This window comes from Chitinophaga fulva, from assembly GCF_012927205.1.
Taxonomy (GTDB): domain Bacteria; phylum Bacteroidota; class Bacteroidia; order Chitinophagales; family Chitinophagaceae; genus Chitinophaga; species Chitinophaga fulva.
The window spans coordinates 2,798,485-2,818,391 of sequence record NZ_JABBGC010000001.1 but is presented as its reverse complement, the minus strand read 5'-3'; the positions used below and the strand labels follow the sequence as shown (position 1 = coordinate 2,818,391).

The window sequence follows — 19,907 nt, the reverse complement described above, 5'->3', positions numbered from 1 at the left end:
TGTCCTCATTTTTATCACTAGCAGATAACAAATATCCCCCGATAGACCCACTGCCTTATTCTCTCCAGGATGATGCGGTCCAGCCTGGACATAAAATTTTCCACATTCCTGGACCCGGTAAGGGAGAACAAAAGCGCCTGTAAAACGGCCGCTGGCTGGGCCTGGATATATCCTTTAATTTCAGTGAGTGCCAGGTGTACTGGTTTGGGGCGTCGAAACAGGTAAAACAACAGGGAGGTATCCTCTTTCAAAGGCATTTCCTGTACACCCCATTCGCCCAGGTATTGGACGATGTATTCAAAACCGGAGGCGGGTTGCGCCAGGTTGTTCTGCTGGCTGGCAGATATGCCATTCAGGTCATTGGCAAAACTCCAGTCCCATTTCGTCCGCAGAAGGCCGACGCTGTCCGATACTACCACCTGCTGCTTTTGCAGCCATTCATCCGGCATATTCAGCTGCAAGGCGGAAGACTCCTGGTACGACCATCTGTTGAGAGAAAGCTCCAGTGAAGATCTTTTCTCTTTTCTGCGCCATTGTATTTTTTGTTCTTCCAGGGAAAAAACATCCAGCAGCCTTTCATAGGGAGCTGGCTGAAGTGCTGCCCGCGCAGTATTGATGATAAAAAGCTGCAGGTCGGCCACAGACAGGCATTCCGCGAACAGTGACGGTGCTATATGGTCCATGAAAGCGAGCGTGCGTGGATACTCGTGGTCCAGCAACCAGCGTCTTACCTGCAATAATCCAAAAGACAATTTCAACGGTTTCTGCATCGGAGCTGCGGCGGCAAACGGCAACAGGATATTTTCGGCAATAGCCGGTCCTCCGCTGGCATGCACCAGGAAATACAGCACGCCCATGTTACCATGCATCAAGCCATCGTTCAGCCAGTCACTTACGCTACTGGCATTCAGCCGGTCTGCCAGTGTGGTGGTAATAACGGAGAGTGATGCCCGTTCATGCAGCAGACAATACATGCCCCATCCACTGGCGCCTTCAAACAGATCATCTCTTTTAAAGAGATGGTCATTCAGCTGTGGCTTAAGAGGTACGCTGTCACCGGTAACGGACAGCATAACGCCGACAGCGCCGCTGGCCCAGCTATGATCATCCTTTGCGATGAAGGTGTTCATACCACTCTGCGCGTAACGCTCCAGCATCTTCCCGTCCAGCACCAATGCTGATGCCGTATCGCGGGCATGCCACCAGTTCCTGATGCCTGTCGTATGACACAGCCGTTCAAACGCGGTACAGCCTTTTATGATGTAGGCGAGACCATCGTTGGCCGCAGCCGCCTGAAGATGCTCCAGTACATAGCGGATTCCCGCACTTCCGTAGGCAAAGCTGCAGGAAGGGTATGGCCTTATCTCTCCGGGTTGCTGCCACCAGACCATACCTTTCTCTTCGTGCGCATTGGAAACAATTTTCAGCGTATAGGCGTCAACGTATTCCTTCAGGAAGGCGGCTTCCGTCAACCGGTACAGGTGATACAATACCAGCAGGGTGCCAGCCCTTCCTTCATACAGATAATCTGTAGTATGTACGTCATGCAGGTACAGACCATTCGCCGGCCGGATAAGCTCCAGGCATGTTTCCAGCAGCGATTCCTGTCCCGCCAGCTGGGAGGCTTCCATCAGCACGTATATCGCTCCGGCCCTTCCTGTATATAACGAATAATTGTCTGTAGTGTGCTCTCTGCAATATTGTACCAGCTCGCTTACCAGCGCATTGATCAACAACAGGTACTGTTCCTCCCTCTTTTTTTTATATAGCGCTATCAGCAACAAAAGCTGTCCGCTTACACCAGTATCAATATTCTCCGGATTCATACCGGCGATATGCTGGTGCAGGTTCTTTCCCTTTGTCTTCCACACCGCAGCCGTGCGGTTGTCCAGCAGATAATCAGCGAAAGAATTTGCTATTTCAAACACCTGTGGTCTGGCTATCTCGGAGTATTGAACTTTAATCATACCTGGTGCGTTTTAATTAGATGGTGAATATTCCTGTAATAATCCGGGTAGTCCTTTTTCAGCCTGAATTCCAGCGCATCCAGCGTGAACCATGATTTCTTATGGGCGCCGATAGTATGTATGAACCCTGTCCGGTCAGGTACACCGGTAAAATCGATGATATCATTGCCAAAACGTACAAAATCCGGATGCAGATAGTTGATTGTAAGCCCTGCATCTTCAGACATGGCATGAAAGAGCAGCTGTTCAAAAATGGAATTGAACAGGTCAATATTTATTTTATGCAGCGAGTCCAGGTTTTTGTCAATAAAAGCGAAAGCTTCCCGGACGAACTCGCGGAAGAACCCCATTTCGCGGCCACCAATAATACCCGCATTCGCAGCTATTAAGCGGTTGTTCCGGGAAACGGTCCTGTCCAGCACCTGCGGGTAGGTGCTGAATGCCTGGGCGATCTCCATAAACACGCCCGCATACCACCGGTTATAGTCCTCTCCATCTTCTTTGCATTGACACACCAGCGCTGCCTGTTCCAGCGAAGCATCAAACGGTCTCCAAATGAACACGTCGCCATCGGCGTGAATAAAAGGACCGTCCTGCAGGCCATAGGCATATACTTTTCCCAGGGCATACAGGTCCTCATGATAATCATTGAGCTGGTCCAGTTCTACTTTTACACTGGTATAAGGCAGCTTCAGTTTATCTATCAGCAGTTCATAACCTGCCTGGTCTGTCACCAGCTCTACGTCATCATAAAATTTCCTGAATTGCAATGCGCTTAAGGTCCAGCTGTAGTAGTTGTATTTTCTGTCCGGCCATCCACACTTGTTCCATTCCATCCGCTTGTGTCCTGGCTTGGACCATAAACTCTGTACAATCTTCATAAATCAGATATCAATTTGAACAAGATTTCCTCCTTTGGTCAATTGTTTCCTTTGCTCGAGGATAAACGTTATTTTCCCCGCCAGCTCTTCTATGGTCGCTTCCAGCAGGAAATACCGGAGGTCGATGTTTACCTGGTAGATATTGTTGATCCGCATGATCAGCTGTGCGGCCTTCAGGCTATGTCCTCCTATTTCAAAGAAATTATCGCGGATACTGATGTTGTCTTTCCGCAACAGGTCCTGCCACAACAGCTGCAATTGTTTTTCAGTTTCCGTCGCAGGCGCCACATAATCGCCGCCAGCATGTTTATCCGACGCGGGGACAGGTAACCGGCTTCTGTCTGTTTTACCGGTAGTGCCTACGGGAAAAGTTTTCATATGGATAAACCGGGCAGGTACCATGTATTCCGGAATACGTGCGCCTATCCATGACTTCAGTTCTCTGCCGGGAATTTCTTCTTCGCTTTGTATATAAGCAGCGAGATATGGATCGTCTCCGTTGCCTGTTATCAGCAGCACCACCGCCTGCCGGATACCGGCATGCTGTTCCAATACCTGCTCAATCTCTCCTGGTTCAATACGGTACCCATGTAGTTTTACCTGTGCATCTTTCCTCCCTGCGAAAATGATCTGGCCATCCGCTGTCCATCTGCCCAGATCACCGGTCCTGTAAAGCCGTTCGCCCTGGCGGAAAGGATGCGCAACAAATTTCTCCGCGGTGAGCACCGGTTGATTGAGATATCCCTGGGCCAGTCCATCACCGGCAAGGCATATTTCACCGATGGTACCGATGGGCCTTATTTTCAGCGCCTCATCCAGGATATATGCCTGTGTGTTGGCAATGGGCGCCCCAATCCGTACATCGTCTCCCGGCTTCATCCGGAAACAGGTACTGTACGTGGTGTCTTCTGAAGGCCCGTAAAGATTTCTGACAACGATGCCCTTTGAAAGCAGCGCGGCGGCGTAGGAATAGGGCAGCGCCTCGCCCGCCATATTGACAACGTTCACGGCTGACAGGTCCACATTCTCCTGCAACAGCGACCCCATCACACCTGGGACGGTATTGAGCAATACCTTCCGGTCCTGCTTCAAAAAATCCGGAATTGATAACGGGCTACCGAGTAAACGAATCGTTTTCCCGGCTGTCAGCGTGTAGAATATTTCAAAAACAGAAAGGTCAAAACAAATCGATGTGGCGGCATATACGATAGCGGCATCTTCCTGGTCAAATTCAAGATGGCACCAGTTAATAAAAGCGTTAAGGCTATGATGGCCGACGACCACCCCTTTGGGCGCGCCGGTAGATCCTGAGGTGTAAATGATATAGGCAGCGTCTTCCGGTTGTGGATTGTGCAATGGCACGTCCATCACGTGTTCCGGCCATGCATTGAATTGGCGTAACACCGCTTCGTCCAGCACGAGGGCACAACTGCTGTCTGCCTCGATGTAGTCAATACGTTGCTGAGGATAGGCCGGATCAAGTGGCACATAAGTTGCCCCTGACTTGAGGATTCCCAGCAATGCTACAACCATTTCTTTATTCCTCGCAAGCTTCAGGCCTACCCTGTCACCAGGTTTTATGCCATAAACCTTGTCCAGGTAAACAGCCAGGCGGTCGGATGCTGTATTCAATGCTCCATAGCTAAGCTGTTGCTCACCACAGAGAACGGCGGCCTGCTCCGGAGATGTCCCTGCCATTTCCCTGAACCGGCGCAATACCGTGGCTTCCTGGGGGAACGACACAGTGGTGTCATTAAAACCGGACAGCAGCTGATGACGCTCCTGCGTTGTAATAAAAGGTAATTGCTTCACTGGCGTGACCGGGTTTTCCATCAATGCGTTCAGCAACACCTCAAAATTATTGGCCAGCCGTACAACGGTATCTTCATTGTAAATATCATTGTTGTATTCTATCACAAACCTGATACCATCCGCTTTTTCGCTGAAAATAAAAGTGAGGTCCACTTTACTGCTGCGGGTGGGGGTTTCCGGGTAAGCGGCTACCGTTATATCGTTCAGCTGCAATTGTTCTTCTACTACGCTGTCTCTGTCTTCCACGATCACCATCACATCAAACAGCAGGTTTCTGCTGATATCCCGTTTATGCGGCAACAGGGTGGCCAGCTCTTCGAACGGCAGTTGCTGATGGGAAAAAGCGTCCAGGCAGTTTTGCCGGGTGTCTGCCAGCAAGGTGTGGAAATCATTTGTGGCTGCGCCACGCATACGTAATGCGAGCGTATTGATGTACAGGCCCACCTGCCCTTCGAGGTCCGCATGGTCCCTCCCCGCTATAGGTGTACCGATGATGATATCTTCCTGTTCAGTATAACGGTACAATAATGCATATACCGCTGACAGGAGTAAGGTAAACAAAGTAGATCCGTTCACATGCCGGTTTAATTGATGCATTAGCTGCACCGTGGAAGGCCTGATATGTTTGCTGACCTGCGCACCGGTGAAAGTCTGGATGGCGGGCCGTTGCCGGTCGCCAGGCAGGTTCAGTACAGGTGGCGTACCGGCAAACTGTTGTGACCAGTATTCCCTGTCAGCCTCCATGGCATGCTGGCGGGCAGGTTCCAGCTGCCAGGCAACATAGTCTTTATACTGGAAAGGCAAGGGTGTGAATGGACTGCTTTCCCCGCCTACACAGGCATTATAGTGCCGGGAGATTTCCGCGGTAAGCACCTGGGCAGACCAACCATCGCAGATAATATGGTGCATACTGTAAACGAGTATCCAGGCCGTATCTGAGAGGCGCAACAGCATGGCCCTGAGCAAAGGCCCTTCCTTTAAGTTAAAAGGATGGTTATGTGCCGCTTCCAGCAACCTGTTTAGCTGTTCCGGGCGTTGTTCATCTGCAGGAATAACGATGACGGGTATACGGAACAATGGAATCTCCTCCAGTATAAACTGTCTGATGTTTAGCTGTTCATCTTCCCTGAAGACAGTACGTAATGATTCGTGACGGGCTATTACAGCGCTGAAAGCATTTTCCAGGGCGTTTACCTGCAAGGGGCCTTCCAGGTTGTAAATACCCGTGATATGATAGGCGAGGCTGCCGCCATTCAACTGGCTCAGCGCCCAGAGACGTTCCTGGGATGGCAACAACAGATAACCGGATTGTGGCGCCGCAACAGGTATCACATCTAAAGACGGCTGGCTGCCCTGGCTGACCAGCCTGGCTTGTGCCGCCAGTACCGGGTGTTCAAACAGCTCGCGTACAGGTATGCTCACATTGAAGCGGCGACGGATATACGTAGACAACCGGACCACACGCAGGCTGTTGCCCCCCAGCGCAAAGAAGTTGCTGGCAGCATCCGTCACGGGCCTGTCCAGCAGCTCGCTCCATATCTCTGCCAATGCAGTCTCCATCGGGCTTTGCAGTGGCACCTGTGCTGTGTCGGAAGCCGCGCCGGCGTCTTTCCAGGTTGACAGTGTTTTCCTGTCGGCCTTTCCACTGGGCGTCAGCGGAATTTGTTCCAGCTGAATGAAACGGGCGGGTAACATATGAGACGCAAGAATACCGGCCAGTTGTTTTTTAATCTCGCTGAAATTCAGCAAGCATTTACCGGTAACAAAGGCAGCTATTTCCTTCATACCGTCTGCTGCCTGTCTCGCTACCACCACAGCCGCCTCCACCTCCTGGCATTGTTTTAATGCCGTCTCAATTTCACCTGGCTCAATGCGGTATCCGCGTATTTTGATCTGTTCATCCTTTCTGCCGATGAAATCCAGCAATGCTCCCGGCAGCCATCGTCCGAGGTCGCCGGTGCGATACATCAGTTCATCCGGGTGAAACGGATCAGGTAAAAATTTCTCTGCGGTGAGCGCCGATTGATGAAGGTAACCCTTCCCCACCCCAGTGCCCGCGATAAAAATCTCTCCGGTACAACCTGCCGGCACCAGCTGGTATTGTTTATCCAGCACGTACAGGCGGCAATTACTCACCGGTATGCCAATCGGGAAATGATCAGCAGCAAGGCAAGCGGTAACATCACGCTCCAGCCAGCTGGCCACATCAGTACACTCCGTAGGGCCGTACGAGTTAATAATGCTTCCCCGGAAAAGAGCGGATGTGATCAATGGCTGTAAATGCTCCATCAATACAGGCTCTCCTCCCAGCACGACTTTACGCAGGGAGGCCAGCTTTTGAAAATTATCGTTTACAAGATTATCCAATAAAGGATAAAAAGCACTGGGAGCCGCATTTACCACCGTTACCTGTTTCGATGCTATCGTATCCGCCAGCTGGTAATAATCGCTGGCAAAAGTATCGGGCACACATAACCTGCTGCCGCTCACCAACGGAGCGAAAATATTTTTCTGCGCCAGGTCAAAGCTTACCGGCGCCATCAACAGTACGGTATCATCTGCCTGAAGATCCAGTATATGGGCATACCAACATACCAGGTTAGTGAAGGAATAATGGGATACCATAGCTCCCTTTGGCCCACCGGTGGAACCGGATGTATAAATCAGGTAGATCAGATCGGCCGGGACATGTACCGCCTCCGGGTTGGTGGCAGTGTAGGTATCACGTGCTTCCTGGAATGTTTTCAGCCATGTTTCATCTATCACCAGTGAACATCCGCTGTTATCCGTCATATACTGGATACGGTCAGCCGGATAGGCTGTATCCAGTGGAAGATAGGCTGCTCCGCTTTTTAAGATGCCTAATATCACCGCTATCAGCCATTCATCTTTAGGCAATTTAACGCCGACAAACGTGTTCGGACATACGCTTTTGTCCGCCCGGAGACAGGCCGCGATACGGTTAGCCTCCTCATTCAGGCGGGCATACGTAAAGAAGCGGTCGTTGCATACCACCGCGATATTTTCCGGCGTACGGCTTACCTGTTCTTCAATCAGCTGCACCACGGTGCTATGTCCGGGAAACGGCGCCTGCTGGTCGTTGAAACCCAGCAGCATTGTTTTTTCCGCATCCCCTATGTAATCCAGTTGTTGTAATGGCAAGCCTGGTTGTTGCACTGCTGCTTCAGCGATGCCAACAAAATGATGGGCCATCCTGCCAATGGCCTCCCTGTCAAATAAGTCCGTGTTATAGGTAATGCAGAGCGAATAGGCACCCTGCCGCGCTACTATATCAAACAGGAGGTCAAATTTAGCTGCTGTAAAAGGGACTGCTGCAAAAGGTTCCAGGCGCAGTCCGGGAAAACGGCCGGTCTGTGTTGTTGCCGGGTCCTCTTCCTGCATCGTCAGCACAATATCAAACAAGGGATTCCTGGAAGGATCGGTAGGCACCCGCAGTGCCCTCACCAGCTCGTGATAGGGATATTCCTGGTGCCTAAAGGCTCCGGTCACTACATCCCTGACGTAACTGAGCAATCCCTGGAAACTATCTCCACCGCTGAATTTTGTACGAAGAGCCAGCATATTGATATAGAAACCTATCTGATCTTTTAATTCAGCGTGTGTTCTTCCGGCCTGCGGCGTACCAATAACGATATCTTCCTGGCCATTGTACCGGTGCAACAAACTATTCAGGACGGCGAGCATACACATAAACAGCGTGGCTTTATTCTTTTGGGCCAACCCTTCCAGCTCCGCTATCAATGATGCGCTTATCGGCACTTCAACAATTTCCCCCTGGTGTGATTTCACAGTTGGCCTGGTCTTGTAGGCAAGGTCCGTCACGGGTAGCTCTCCCTCGAATTGTTGCAGCCAGTATTGTGCGGAAGCATTCGTACCCGCCGACAGTTCCTGCTGTTCCCAGGTGACGATATCTTTGCACTGGACCGGAAGCGGTGGCAGTGGTGCTATCAAGTCATCCAGGTAATGCGCATAATAATGGGCAACATCCCGGAACAACACATTGACAGACCATCCGTCGGCAACGATATGATGCAGCACACATAGCAGTATCCAGCTGTTGTCTTCCAGCTGGTAAAGGGTAACAGCCGGCAATACCGGCTTATCAAGTTCAAAAGGCGTATCAAAGGCAGTAGTCAGCAAAGACCGCAGCGTTGCATCCTTTTCCGGTGTGTTGCGGAGGTCGTGACAAAGCAGTTCAAAATGCAGGCTGTCTGCCGCATGGATTTTTTGTCTGATATCACCAAGCCCATCTTCGGTAAAGGACGTACGTAATGTTTCATGCCGTTCAATCACGCAGCGGAATGCATGTTCCAGCGCCGCTGTTATCAATTCACCTTCCAGCCTGAATACGCCAGGCATGTTATATGCCACGCTGGCTTCCGGTTGCTGGCCAATAATCCACAGCTGCTGCTGAGCAGCTGACAGCGGATAATCAGGAAGCACGGCCGCCGGTGGAATAGGTTGCCGCAGGTTATTGCTTCCTTCCGTCACCCACCATGCCAGTTCAGCTACCGTTGAGTAATTGAAAAGATCGCTCAACGATACACTAACACCTAGTTCCCGGTGCAGCAGGTTGGCCAGGGAAATAGCTTTCAGGCTATTGCCCCCCACATGAAAAAAGTTATCCGTCACGCTCACTGTTTCCAGGCGTAGCAGTTCCTTCCACAAAGCCGCCACCTGCTGTTCTGCAGCTGTGCGGGGCGCAACCAGCTGTCTGTTCACCGTTACCGCCGGCATGCTTTGCAGCAACGCCTTTTTGTCTATTTTCCCGTTGGGTGTAAGGGGGAACACCTTCATGTAGATAAAGTCAACCGGCACCATATAGGAGGGCAGCTGAGATTGCAGGAAAGCAGACAACTTTGCTGCCGCTATTTCCTGTTCACCGGTAAAGCAGGCGACCAATACTTTTTGTCCGCCTGCGCCGGTAACCGGCAGTACAACCGGGAGCTTCACACCGGGATAGCCGGCCAATACATGCTCTATCTCTCCCAGTTCAATACGAAAGCCATTTATTTTCAATTGTGTATCATCTCTGCCGATAAAAACGATATTTCCGTCCGGCAACCATTTTCCCAGATCGCCACTACGGTACATGCGGCCGTCAGAAAACGGGTCAGGCAAAAATCTGGCGGCCGTAAGTTCCGACCGGTTTAAATAACCCTTCCCCACACCTTCTCCGGCAATAAAAATTTCTCCGGTAATACCTGCCGGCAACAACGCACCCTGTTTATCCAGGATGTAGACCCGGGTATTGCTGATAGGACGTCCAATAAGTATCAGCCCGTCTTTTTTCATACGGTAAGCCGTACTGTAGACAGTAGTCTCCGTAGGCCCATATAAATTCCTGAGGACAACAGCTTCCGGCAAACGTCCGGGCAGATGGTCCGGCAATGTTTCTCCACCCAGCACAAGCGTCCGTAACCGGCTTAGGTCCGCATTCCCTTCCAGCAGCGCATCAGCCACGCTCGGAACGGTACTCAACAGATAGTTGCCTTCTTCCTGCAAAGCTGCCGGTACGGCTTCGTGTCCCGGCAGTACGACCAGTGTTTTTCCCGCAGATAAAGTAAAGAACATCTCCAGCACTGATATGTCAAAACAAATGGACGTAACAGCCAACACCTTATCAAAAACATCCTGCCTGAACTCATCCACACACCAACTGATAAATGCATTCGCACTCCGGTGCGTGATCATTACGCCTTTAGGTCTGCCGGTAGAACCGGAAGTATAGATAACGTAGGCAACGGCATCCGATTCCGGCGACGCTGACGGTTCTTCCTTTGTGTACAGGTGCTGCGTGGCCCTGAATGCCGTCAGCATTTCTTCGTTGATAACGGTTTTGCACTGGCTGTCTTCCACAATGAACCGGATACGGTCCTCCGGATAGGCCGCATCCAGCGGCACGTAGGCCGCGCCGGTTTTCAGCACAGCCAGGATGCTCATGACCATCCACCCGCTGCGCGGCAGTGAGATAGCAACACGATCGCCGGCATTCAACCGGCAATGGGCCATCAGGTGGTGCGCCAGCTGATTGACCGTTTCATTCATCTCCCGGTAACACAGTACATGCGGGCCATACACCAACGCGGGAGCTTCCGGCGTTTTTATGGACTGTGCAGTAATGAGTCCCGTTATTGTGTTCGTCTTATCAAAATACCGGTCAGTATTGTTAAAGGCCTCCAGAATCAATTTTCTCTCCGCCGGCGTAACGATAGTAATATCTTTAATAGTCCTCTCTGGCGCAGCCAGCACCTGTTCAACTATATATTGCCAGAACTGATAATACCTGCTGATAGTTTCTTTAGCAAATAACGCGGTGGCATATTCTATTTCCAGACAGAAATGATTGCCGGGCAGATGGCTGAAATTAAAGCTCAGGTCAAACTTGGAAAATACATTGTCCCCGATCACCTGCATCATTTCGGTGCTTCCCATGTCCAGCACCTGGCAGGACAATGACGTATCCTGCTGGTTATAAGTATGCGCTGCACCATTCGCCGTGTCCTGTAAAACCAGCATCACATCAAAGAGCGGGTTATGGCTTGCTTCCCACCTGATATCCAATTCATCCAGCATTCTTTCAAAAGGATAGTGCTGGTGTTCAAATACCTGCAATGTATCACCGGCACTCTTCTTCAGGAAGTCGCGCCAGGAGATGTTTCCATCAACTATCGTCCGCAAGGGCAGCGTATTAACGTACAGCCCCACCTGGTTTTGCAGATCGAAGTGGCCTCTTCCGGATACCGGCGTTCCCATGACAACATCCGTTTGTCCGGTAATCTTGTTGAGCAACAGGCACAATGCTGCCCGCAGAAAATTAAATGCTGTTACACCGGTATCCTTGCAATGAGCTGCAATAGCCGGATATAATGTTTCATCCAGGTCAAAACGCATCACTGCGCCGGCAAATGATCTGCCGGCGGGCCGTTGATAGTCTGCCGGAATATTCAACGGAGCGGGAGGCGACTGCAGATAGCCGGTCCAGAACTTCAGGGCCCTCTTTCCGTATTGGCCGGACAGCAACACTTCCAGCCATTTCGTATAGTCTTTATAGTGAATACCAAGTGATGCTGTGCGGTGTTGTCCATGCTCATAATAATGCATCATGTCCTTTACCATCAGCATCACCGAACTACCATCACTGACAATGTGATGAACAGCCAGCACCAATACCCAGTCTTCCGTTTCCAGCTGCACCAGCGTAGCGCTGAGCAGCGGCCCGTTTGCCAGATCGAAGGGTTGACGTATTGCCTCCCGGACAAGGGATGCCAGCAGTTGTGATTTATTATTTTCCTCCCGCAGGTCCCGGTAATGTAATAGCAATTTGCCGGCGTCAGACACATACTGTCGTATGTTGCCGTTCACTTCCCTGAAACGGGTACGCAGAGATTCATGGCGGTCTGCCAAAAACCGGAAGGCCTCTTGCAGGCGCCCGTGTTCCCAACGGCCTCTCAGATGCAGCGGCGTAACAATGTTATAGGCAGCATTGCTCTGTTCCTGCCGGCAGAGCATCCATATGCCCTGCTGCGCGCCGGTAACGGGATAGTCCGGTTGCAGGGCCACCGGAGCGATGGCTGCTGACCGGTGAGCATCCTGTCCTTCAGCCAGAAACGCCGTAAGCGCTGCTTTCTGCTCCTCTATCTGCTGTAGCAGATCAGGAGAAAGTACGGACAAGTCTCCATGCAACTGCAATCCATCATGAGCCAGGCGAGGAACGATCCTGTTCCGCTTCAACACTGAAATTATTTCCCAGACATTCATGCTAAACGCTATTCAAAAATGTTATTGTATTTCAGCCACAGCTTTCCTTCTATAATGGAAGCCAATGCAGATAAAGTATTATCCTGCATAACGGTTGACATGTCTATATGAATTTGTAGTTGTTGGCTGACGGTATTCACCAGTTCAGTCGCCCGCAGGGAGTCCAGCCCCAATGCCGTGAGTTCTATGGTGGGATCATCTGCAACGCGGGCTGGCAATTGCACCTTCTGTGAGATGAGATGTAAAAGGTATCTGACAATAAGGTGCCGTTCTCCGGATTGGATGACCTGTTCCGGGTTTACAGCTTCCGGGATAAAGTATTCTCCGGTGGTGCCGTAGAGCAATTTCAGTGAATGCAGCGCTTCAAATGATCCGTCTTTATAACGGATAGCGCATTTCACCCGTTGTATTTTGCCGCTTGTTGTTCTTGGAATACCATGTTGCCTGACCAGTAGCACATCATGCGGTATAATGCCCAGCATGCCGGCAACGAGGTTGCTGATATCCAGGATTAAAGCGGAAAGGTTTTGTTCCGGCATGGTGACGCGTTTTATTTCGGCTACCACCACCACCGCATCTGGCAGGTCTGGTAACATAAACAGCGCCACTCCGTTGTTTTCTACAGCGTCAATGCTCCTTGCCACGGCCTGTTCTATGTCATAGGGGTAAATATTACGGCCCCGTATAACCATCATTTCATCCCTTCTGCCATGAACGAAGAGTTCCTGTTGAAACATAAATCCGAGGTCGCCCGTGCGCAGGAAATCTGCGCCATCCAAGTGATGGAACATGGTATGATTGTCCCTGTTCCAATACCCTGATGTTACGCTCTCACCATTGATACATATTTCCCCTTCTTCCAGTTCCCCACATTCCTGGTGTGTTAACGGTGAAATTATTTTCACCTGCATCCCCTCCGCTATACGACCAGCGCTGACAATGGCAGTAACATCTTCAGCAGCAGTTTCCCGCAGCACAATCCTGCCACCGGGGAACAATTCTTTTCCGATATACAGCGTTCGGGGAAGTGTGGCATTCCTGGCACCGGCCACCAATAAAGTAGCTTCTGCCAGACCATAACAAGGATAAAACGAAGTTGCCTGAAACCCGGCGCTGGCAAACCTTTCAGAGAAAGCCTCCAATGTAGACTGCCGCACTGGCTCAGCGCCGTTAAATGCTACTTTCCAGCCCGACAGATCAAGATCTGATACAAAGTGCCGGTCTGTTTTGCCGGCACACAGATCATAGGCAAAGTTGGGGCCTCCGCTGTGGGTAGCTTTATAGACAGAGATATATTTCAGCCATTTGTCAGGCGCCGTAATAAAGGTAGCAGGACTTATCAGCACACAGGTACATCCTGCGTAGATGGCATGCAGGATATTTCCTATCAGGCCCATATCATGATGAAAAGGCAGCCAGCTAAATATCACAGACGCACTGTTGCAACCAAAAGCCTGTTTGATCAGCCGTTGGTTGAACACCAGATTTTTGTGGGAAATCTTCACTCCCTTCGGAGTGCTGGTAGAGCCGGAAGTATATTGTAGGAAAGCTGTTTCGTGCAGGGAAGGAGACAGGACATCCACTATCGGGAAATCTGTATCCGTAGGTATAACGGGGATGCCGGCTGTTTCCGTGCAGGCGGTGAGGCACGCCAGCAATGCCGGATGGCTTTTTGCAGTACAGAGGACTGCCTGCGGCGCAGCATCGCGGATGACAGGCAGTATCCTGTTGAGCTGCGTACCACGTTGAAAATAATATACCGGCACGGGGACTATGCCGCAATATAAGCAGGCCAGGAAAGCAGTAATAAAAGCAGGTATTTCCTGATATACAAGCAGTACCCTTTCTCCGTACAAGCGGTGCGTCTTCAGCTGGGCAGCCAGTGTTTGTACCTGTTGTAGCTGAGCAGAAAAGGTAACACGGGTATCTGTACCTTCCCGGTCATCCGGGAAAATATAAACAACACGGTCCGGCACAGCAGCGGCCTGCTGCAGGAGAGCATGTACAATACTTTCTTCTTTCATGGATTTTTTATCACTTTGAGGGTAGGGGTTCCCGGTCAGTTAAGTGCAACAGTATGTTACATCAGGAAAAACATTCTTTTGACAACACAGCGTCTTCCGGTAATGTCACCAGCAGGTTTCTTTGTAATAACTCCACTCTGACCAGTAGTTGCCGTTTGTTTTTATAAGTCACCATTTCACCATCAACACCGCTCAGAGGGCCCTGTCTGATCATCAGGCGATGTCCGGGTTGGAAGCTGTCTTTAGAGACTTCTACATCGGCAGCCTTATCAGCAATAAGCCGGACGTTGTTGACCACGGTTTCATTCACCATTACGGCCACCTTTCCCAGTTTCACGTAGGAAAGCACACCTTCGGTGTCCATACCACCGTAATAGCTTTTTATATCACGCAGGTAAACAAAAATGTAAGAGGGGAATAAAGGTTCTGTGACATATTTACGGCGATCGTGCCATTTTTTGAAGCTTTTACGCATAGGCAGCAGGCATTCGATCTGTTTTTCCGCTAACCGGCTCTCTACTTTTTTTTCGTGCCGGGCTTTTGTGTAAATAAGGTACCAACCAATCTGGAATATGCTCATAGAATTAGAATTTAACATCACCAATATTGCTCGCCGGCGTGCAGACTACATCTTGGTTCTTTCACAGGATTACGGGCATCAAACAAACACTTGCTTATTGGGCATAGCTACCGCTATTGCAAGTAACAAACTTACTACCGTATGCTAGTGACAGTGCTGGAACTACCTTTTTACCAGTAGTTTCAACGGATACAATTTAATCACTAAAACAATTTTATTCCATAGGGATTCCCGCCATTTTCATTTCGGGTTTTACGAAAATTACCCTATCCTGGAAATGCCCGCATGGATGCGGTCCAGTATATTGGTGGTAGACCGGTTGGGCAACAACGGGAGCAATATGATCTCACCGCCGGTTTCGTTGACAGCTCCTGCTTCCGGTAACTGGTCTTTCGTATAGTCGCTTCCTTTAGTAACGATATGTGGCTTCAGTGCCCGGATCAATCGAATAGGGGTATCATCTTCTTCGCTGCCAAACGGTATAATATGGTCCACGGCACCCAGTCCGGCCAGTACTTCCATCCTGTCGGCCAACTGGTTGATTGGCCTGGTAGCGCCTTTCAGTCGCCGGATACTGGTGTCAGTATTGATGCCAACGATCAGTATGTCCCCCAGTTCCCGGGCTTTATTCAGGTAGTTGACATGGCCGCTGTGAAGGATATCGAAACATCCGTTGGTGAACACGATTTTCTTTCCTTGCCCCCGGTACATTTCACCGACATACTCCAGCTGTTGTATATCGCTGACATATTTTTCGTTGATGGCCAGGTAGGCACGTAGTTCCTGCAGGCTGCAACTGGCCGTCACTTTTTTACTGATAGCTACCGCAGCTGCCGCAGCAGACAGTTCTGCCGCACCGGCAATATCCGCACCGGAAAGGGAGGCCAGGGCAAAAGCGCTGAGATATACATCGCCGGCGCCTGCCACCTGCGGCGAAGATACCGGATGTGCATAACAGCGATAGACTTTATGTGGCCCGTCAAATATTACGGCCCCCTCTTCGTCCAGTGTTATGGCAGTCACGGCTGCACCGGTTTTGTGGAACATACCGCTCCCCGCCTCACTTACCTGCTGTACCCTGCCAACATGTTTCACCGGCAACCCTGTCAGTGCCATAGCCTCTTTATAATTGGGCTTCACCAGGGAGGGACTTAATTTGCTGAAACAGTGAAGGCGGCCGGAATCCACCGCAATAAATTTTTCCGCCTGGAAACAGGCCGTTTCCAGATAACTGATCACAGCAGGTGTAATCAGTCCTTTATTATAGTCCGCAATGATCAGTGTCTGATGATATTTCAGCTGTTCCTCCAATACAGCCATGAAGGCAGCTTCCAGTTCAGCGGATACCGGTGTGTCAGTTCCTTTGTCATAGCGCAGCAGTAGCCGGTCACCGGCCATTATCCGGGTTTTCACGATGGTTTTCCTGCTTTTATGCTGCAGTAGCACGCAGTTAATACCTGCATCCTGAAGCAGGGTCCTGGCCTTATTACCGTGGTTATCACATCCGGTAATACTGCAAAAGGTAACCTCAGCGCCCAGCAACCGGAGGTTCATGGCAGTATTACCGCCGCCGCCTATCACCGTGGTCCCGGAAAGAATATCCACAACCGGGACAGGCGCTTCCGGTGTAAGTCTGGTACTGGCCCCTTTCAGGTACACATCAAGCATCAAATCGCCGATTACCAACATGCGATGTTCCGTGAAGCGATCAATCAATGGCTCATACATAATTAAATTTTTTGCGATTGTATTCAGAAGTGGGTATAACGGGATCGGATATACCGGGCAGGCGTACATACACCATCCAGCGCGGAAAGTGCTACCCGGCAATCAGTTACACTGCTGTTAACTGTCCATAAAAATAATATCTTCCAAAAGATAAGGGGTGCATACAGTACGAAAATTGGATGCGGTTTTTACGAAAAATTAATCTTGTAAAGATGACCCCTAATTGCCTTACTGATACCTGATTGCAGCCAATAACGGGTTACCTGGTTTATTTTTTTACTTTTTTATCCGGTGACCATTTATGTTACTTTCTTATTGAAAATTTTGTATTTTCCGGTATCACTAAGTAATGTGTTGGAGACTGAGAAGGTCAGTATCCTGCGAGAGCACCCTAATAATCATTATTAATAATTTAACAAAAAAACAAATGTGACCTGAAAAAGGTAGCATTACTGCGGATTCCACGTAGTTGGAGATGTTAGAAATAGCCTTAATACTGTATAAATCATTTTGTTAACACAGACCATTGTCTACCAACTTCCTCATCCATGAAATTGAGACCTATCAACCTGGCCATTTTGGACAAGCAGACATTATTCACAGAGATGCTGACCAGCTATTTGCGGGAGTACAAGGAGATCAACAAAATTGTTCACGCGGTAGCCATGCAGGACCTGCTGATCAAACTTCGACATTCCGTCATCGATTTGTTGATTTTGGACCCGCATATGCAAGACATCCACTTTAATCAGATCATTCAGTTTGTACAGGAAGAACATCCTGGCATGAAAATCCTCATGCTGTCTGAAAATGTGGAAATGTTTGCGGCGGACCAGCCAACAGAACACAGAGTATACGGTTATCTCTCCAAATCCGACTCCATACAGGAGCTGCTGGAGGCGATCATTGCGAGTTCTGATGAACAGATATACCGCAACAAGCGCTTCACGGAAATACTGTATTTCCGGCAACAATATAAAATTAGCAAGAAAGCTCATCCACAAGACACTTCGTTAAATGAGCGGGAAGTCAAATTGCTGAAACTCTTATGGGAGGAGAAAAGTAATAAGGAGATTGCCGAACATTTGTTTCTCGGCATCAGGTCAGTGGAGAAGCTCCGGCAGAACATGAAAGAAAAACTGGGCGTGCAGTCTACCGTCGGGTTACTTAAATATGGTATTAAACAAGGGTTCATTCCTCTTTGGGAACGGGAATATATACAACGCAGACACTATGAAAAAAACAGATAAATCACAGCTATTCGTCCTGCACTTCGCGGGAGGCAACATCTATTCATTACGCTTTATATCAGCCTTCCTGACTGATTTTGAAGTAATCCCGCTGGAGCTCCCCGGCAGGGGCAAAAGGATGACAGCTCCCCTGTTGCATGATTTTGAAGAAGCAGCAGACGATATTTACCGGCAAATCATTACACAACGCAATCATATGCCGTTTATGATATTTGGCCATAGCCTGGGTGCCTACCTGGCACTGGCGGCCGCACAGCGGCTGGAACAACAACAGCAACCGCCGGCCTGTATCTTCACCAGCGGAAATGCTGGTCCGGGCATACGTTCCACACACAACTGGCACCAGTTGAATGATCAGGATTTCATTGAAAAACTGACAACGCTGGGCGGCCTGCCACCAGAATTTCTGGACAGCCCGGAACTACTGGAATTCTATCTGCCCATCATCAGAGCAGATTTTAAACTGGCGGAAAAAAGCAGCTTCGCTTCCCACCGGATCAATATTCCGATTTATGCCATGATGGGCAGCAAGGAGAAAACTATGGGGGAAATCGGTAACTGGCAACAGTTTACCAACGCTCTCTTCCGGTACAGTCTCTTTGAAGGCGGCCATTTTTTTATTGATGAACATGCAGAAAAAATTGCGGCAATTATCCGTACCTTTTATCACAGCATTTCTTCCACCGTTAAAGAAAAGTTATCTTAGGAGATGAAATGTAACCGTACCCTCATTATACTGGCTGTAATATCCTGCTTCATGATTCCGTCAGCGTTTTCTCAGGCCAACGACAGCATTCCGCCCACTCACCAGTCACCTGTGCGCATTTACTCCCATGTACTGCAGGAAGACAGGATACTATGGATATCTACCCCGGAAGGTTATGACAACGGAGAGGCATACCCTGTCCTCTATCTGCTGGACGGCGACGTCCATTTCAAATACACGACTGCCCTGGTGGATTATCTCTCCAACCGCGGAAGGATGCCTCCCGTCATTATTGTTGGTATCATCAATACAGACCGGCGGAGAGATTTCACTCCCATACACTCCCTGCTGTTTAACAATAAAATCGACAGCAGCCTCTCCACTACCGGCGGAGGCAGGAAATTCCTGGAGTTCCTTCAGACAGAACTGGTGCCCTACATTGATCAACATTACCGGACACACCCTTTTCGCATACTCGCCGGCGCCTCGCTGGGCGGCCTCTTTGCGGTATACAGTAAAATCACAGCGCCAACGCTATTTCAGGCCAGTATCATCATGAGCCCGGCCTTCTATGGCGGTAACAACAAAGTCCTGTCTGACGTAACCCCGTTCCTGCAAAAACACCAGGACCTGAAAGAAAGAATCTTCTTCGCGCTTGGCCATGAAAAGAAAGCCAAAATAGATTCCCTCCTGTTACAGTTTAAAACCAGCGCCGGTCCGGGATTAAAATGGGATTTTAAATCCTATCCCGACGAAGACCACTTCTCCATGCCGCTCAAAGCCATGTATGATGGTCTTCGGTTTATCTATGCCAATTGGCATGTAGACTTTGAGCACGATACAACCCTGTCGGATTACACGGCCATCGCTGCATATTTCCAAAAACTCTCCGCCGAATTCGGGTATAATATCAAACCAGATGAAGACTTTGTCAATTCCTGCGGTTACAAACAACTGGAATTAAAAAAACTGGATAAAGCACTGGATATTTTCAGACACAACATCAGCAACTACCCCCGGTCTGCCAATGTGTATGACAGTATGGGAGAAGCATGCCTGATAAAAGGCGACAAACAGGAGGCTATTAAATATTACCGGAAATCTGTTGAGCTCGATCCTCACAACAGCAATAGGAGGGAAACGCTGGAAAAGCTGGAAAACAGCCTGCAAAAATAAA

General features: G+C 49.7%; 9 protein-coding genes. 3 read left to right on the top strand and 6 right to left on the bottom strand.

All coding sequences use genetic code 11. The features are described 5' to 3' along the window. Window positions 1–17: 17 nt before the first annotated feature. The 6 genes from HHL17_RS11665 to rfaE2 all read right to left on the bottom strand — a co-directional run bounded on the left by HHL17_RS11665 (window position 18) and on the right by rfaE2 (window position 16,774). Window positions 18–1,967, bottom strand: coding sequence for a lanthionine synthetase LanC family protein (locus tag HHL17_RS11665; protein WP_169224892.1), 1,950 nt, complete (start codon window positions 1,965–1,967; stop codon window positions 18–20). After that, window positions 1,964–2,848 (bottom strand): DUF6734 family protein, encoded by an 885-nt coding sequence (locus HHL17_RS11660; protein WP_169224891.1) that lies wholly within the window; start codon window positions 2,846–2,848, stop codon window positions 1,964–1,966. The genes HHL17_RS11665 and HHL17_RS11660 overlap by 4 nt, the downstream gene beginning before the upstream one ends. Window positions 2,849–2,851: 3 nt before the next feature. Continuing rightward, entirely contained in the window at window positions 2,852–12,415 is a 9,564-nt protein-coding gene (locus tag HHL17_RS11655; RefSeq protein ID WP_169224890.1) for a non-ribosomal peptide synthetase, read from the bottom strand. Window positions 12,416–12,450: 35 nt separating this feature from the next. Further along, window positions 12,451–14,466: an AMP-binding protein gene (locus HHL17_RS11650; RefSeq protein WP_169224889.1), complete on the bottom strand. Its 2,016-nt coding sequence runs from the start codon at window positions 14,464–14,466 to the stop codon at window positions 12,451–12,453. Window positions 14,467–14,527: 61 nt separating this feature from the next. Further along, window positions 14,528–15,046 (bottom strand): UpxY family transcription antiterminator, encoded by a 519-nt coding sequence (locus tag HHL17_RS11645; protein ID WP_169224888.1) that lies wholly within the window; start codon window positions 15,044–15,046, stop codon window positions 14,528–14,530. A 261-nt stretch (window positions 15,047–15,307) separates the two neighbouring features. Beyond that, complete coding sequence (rfaE2, locus tag HHL17_RS11640; RefSeq protein ID WP_169224887.1) at window positions 15,308–16,774, bottom strand: D-glycero-beta-D-manno-heptose 1-phosphate adenylyltransferase; 1,467 nt, start codon at window positions 16,772–16,774, stop codon at window positions 15,308–15,310. Window positions 16,775–17,322: 548 nt separating this feature from the next. Here rfaE2 and HHL17_RS11635 point away from each other — a divergent pair. The 3 genes from HHL17_RS11635 to HHL17_RS11625 are packed head-to-tail and all read left to right on the top strand — an operon-like array spanning window position 17,323 to window position 19,906. Beyond that, on the top strand, window positions 17,323–18,024 hold the full coding sequence (locus tag HHL17_RS11635) for a response regulator transcription factor (protein WP_169224886.1): 702 nt from the start codon (window positions 17,323–17,325) through the stop codon (window positions 18,022–18,024). Beyond that, window positions 18,008–18,730 (top strand): thioesterase II family protein, encoded by a 723-nt coding sequence (locus HHL17_RS11630; protein ID WP_169224885.1) that lies wholly within the window; start codon window positions 18,008–18,010, stop codon window positions 18,728–18,730. The genes HHL17_RS11635 and HHL17_RS11630 overlap by 17 nt, the downstream gene beginning before the upstream one ends. Window positions 18,731–18,781: 51 nt before the next feature. After that, window positions 18,782–19,906 (top strand): alpha/beta hydrolase-fold protein, encoded by a 1,125-nt coding sequence (locus HHL17_RS11625; RefSeq protein WP_206155964.1) that lies wholly within the window; start codon window positions 18,782–18,784, stop codon window positions 19,904–19,906. The last annotated feature ends 1 nt before the right edge of the window (window position 19,907 follow it).

What these genes read in the sequence shown, in the direction of transcription:
- HHL17_RS11630 (WP_169224885.1), top strand. Translation starts at nt 18,008, where the DNA reads ATGAAAAAAACAGATAAATCACAGCTATTCGTCCTGCACTTCGCGGGA.
- HHL17_RS11635 (WP_169224886.1), top strand. Translation starts at nt 17,323, where the DNA reads ATGAAATTGAGACCTATCAACCTGGCCATTTTGGACAAGCAGACATTA.
- HHL17_RS11665 (WP_169224892.1), bottom strand. Translation starts at nt 1,967, where the DNA reads ATGATTAAAGTTCAATACTCCGAGATAGCCAGACCACAGGTGTTTGAA.
- rfaE2 (WP_169224887.1), bottom strand. Translation starts at nt 16,774, where the DNA reads ATGTATGAGCCATTGATTGATCGCTTCACGGAACATCGCATGTTGGTA.
- HHL17_RS11650 (WP_169224889.1), bottom strand. Translation starts at nt 14,466, where the DNA reads ATGAAAGAAGAAAGTATTGTACATGCTCTCCTGCAGCAGGCCGCTGCT.
- HHL17_RS11625 (WP_206155964.1), top strand. Translation starts at nt 18,782, where the DNA reads ATGATTCCGTCAGCGTTTTCTCAGGCCAACGACAGCATTCCGCCCACT.
- HHL17_RS11660 (WP_169224891.1), bottom strand. Translation starts at nt 2,848, where the DNA reads ATGAAGATTGTACAGAGTTTATGGTCCAAGCCAGGACACAAGCGGATG.
- HHL17_RS11645 (WP_169224888.1), bottom strand. Translation starts at nt 15,046, where the DNA reads ATGAGCATATTCCAGATTGGTTGGTACCTTATTTACACAAAAGCCCGG.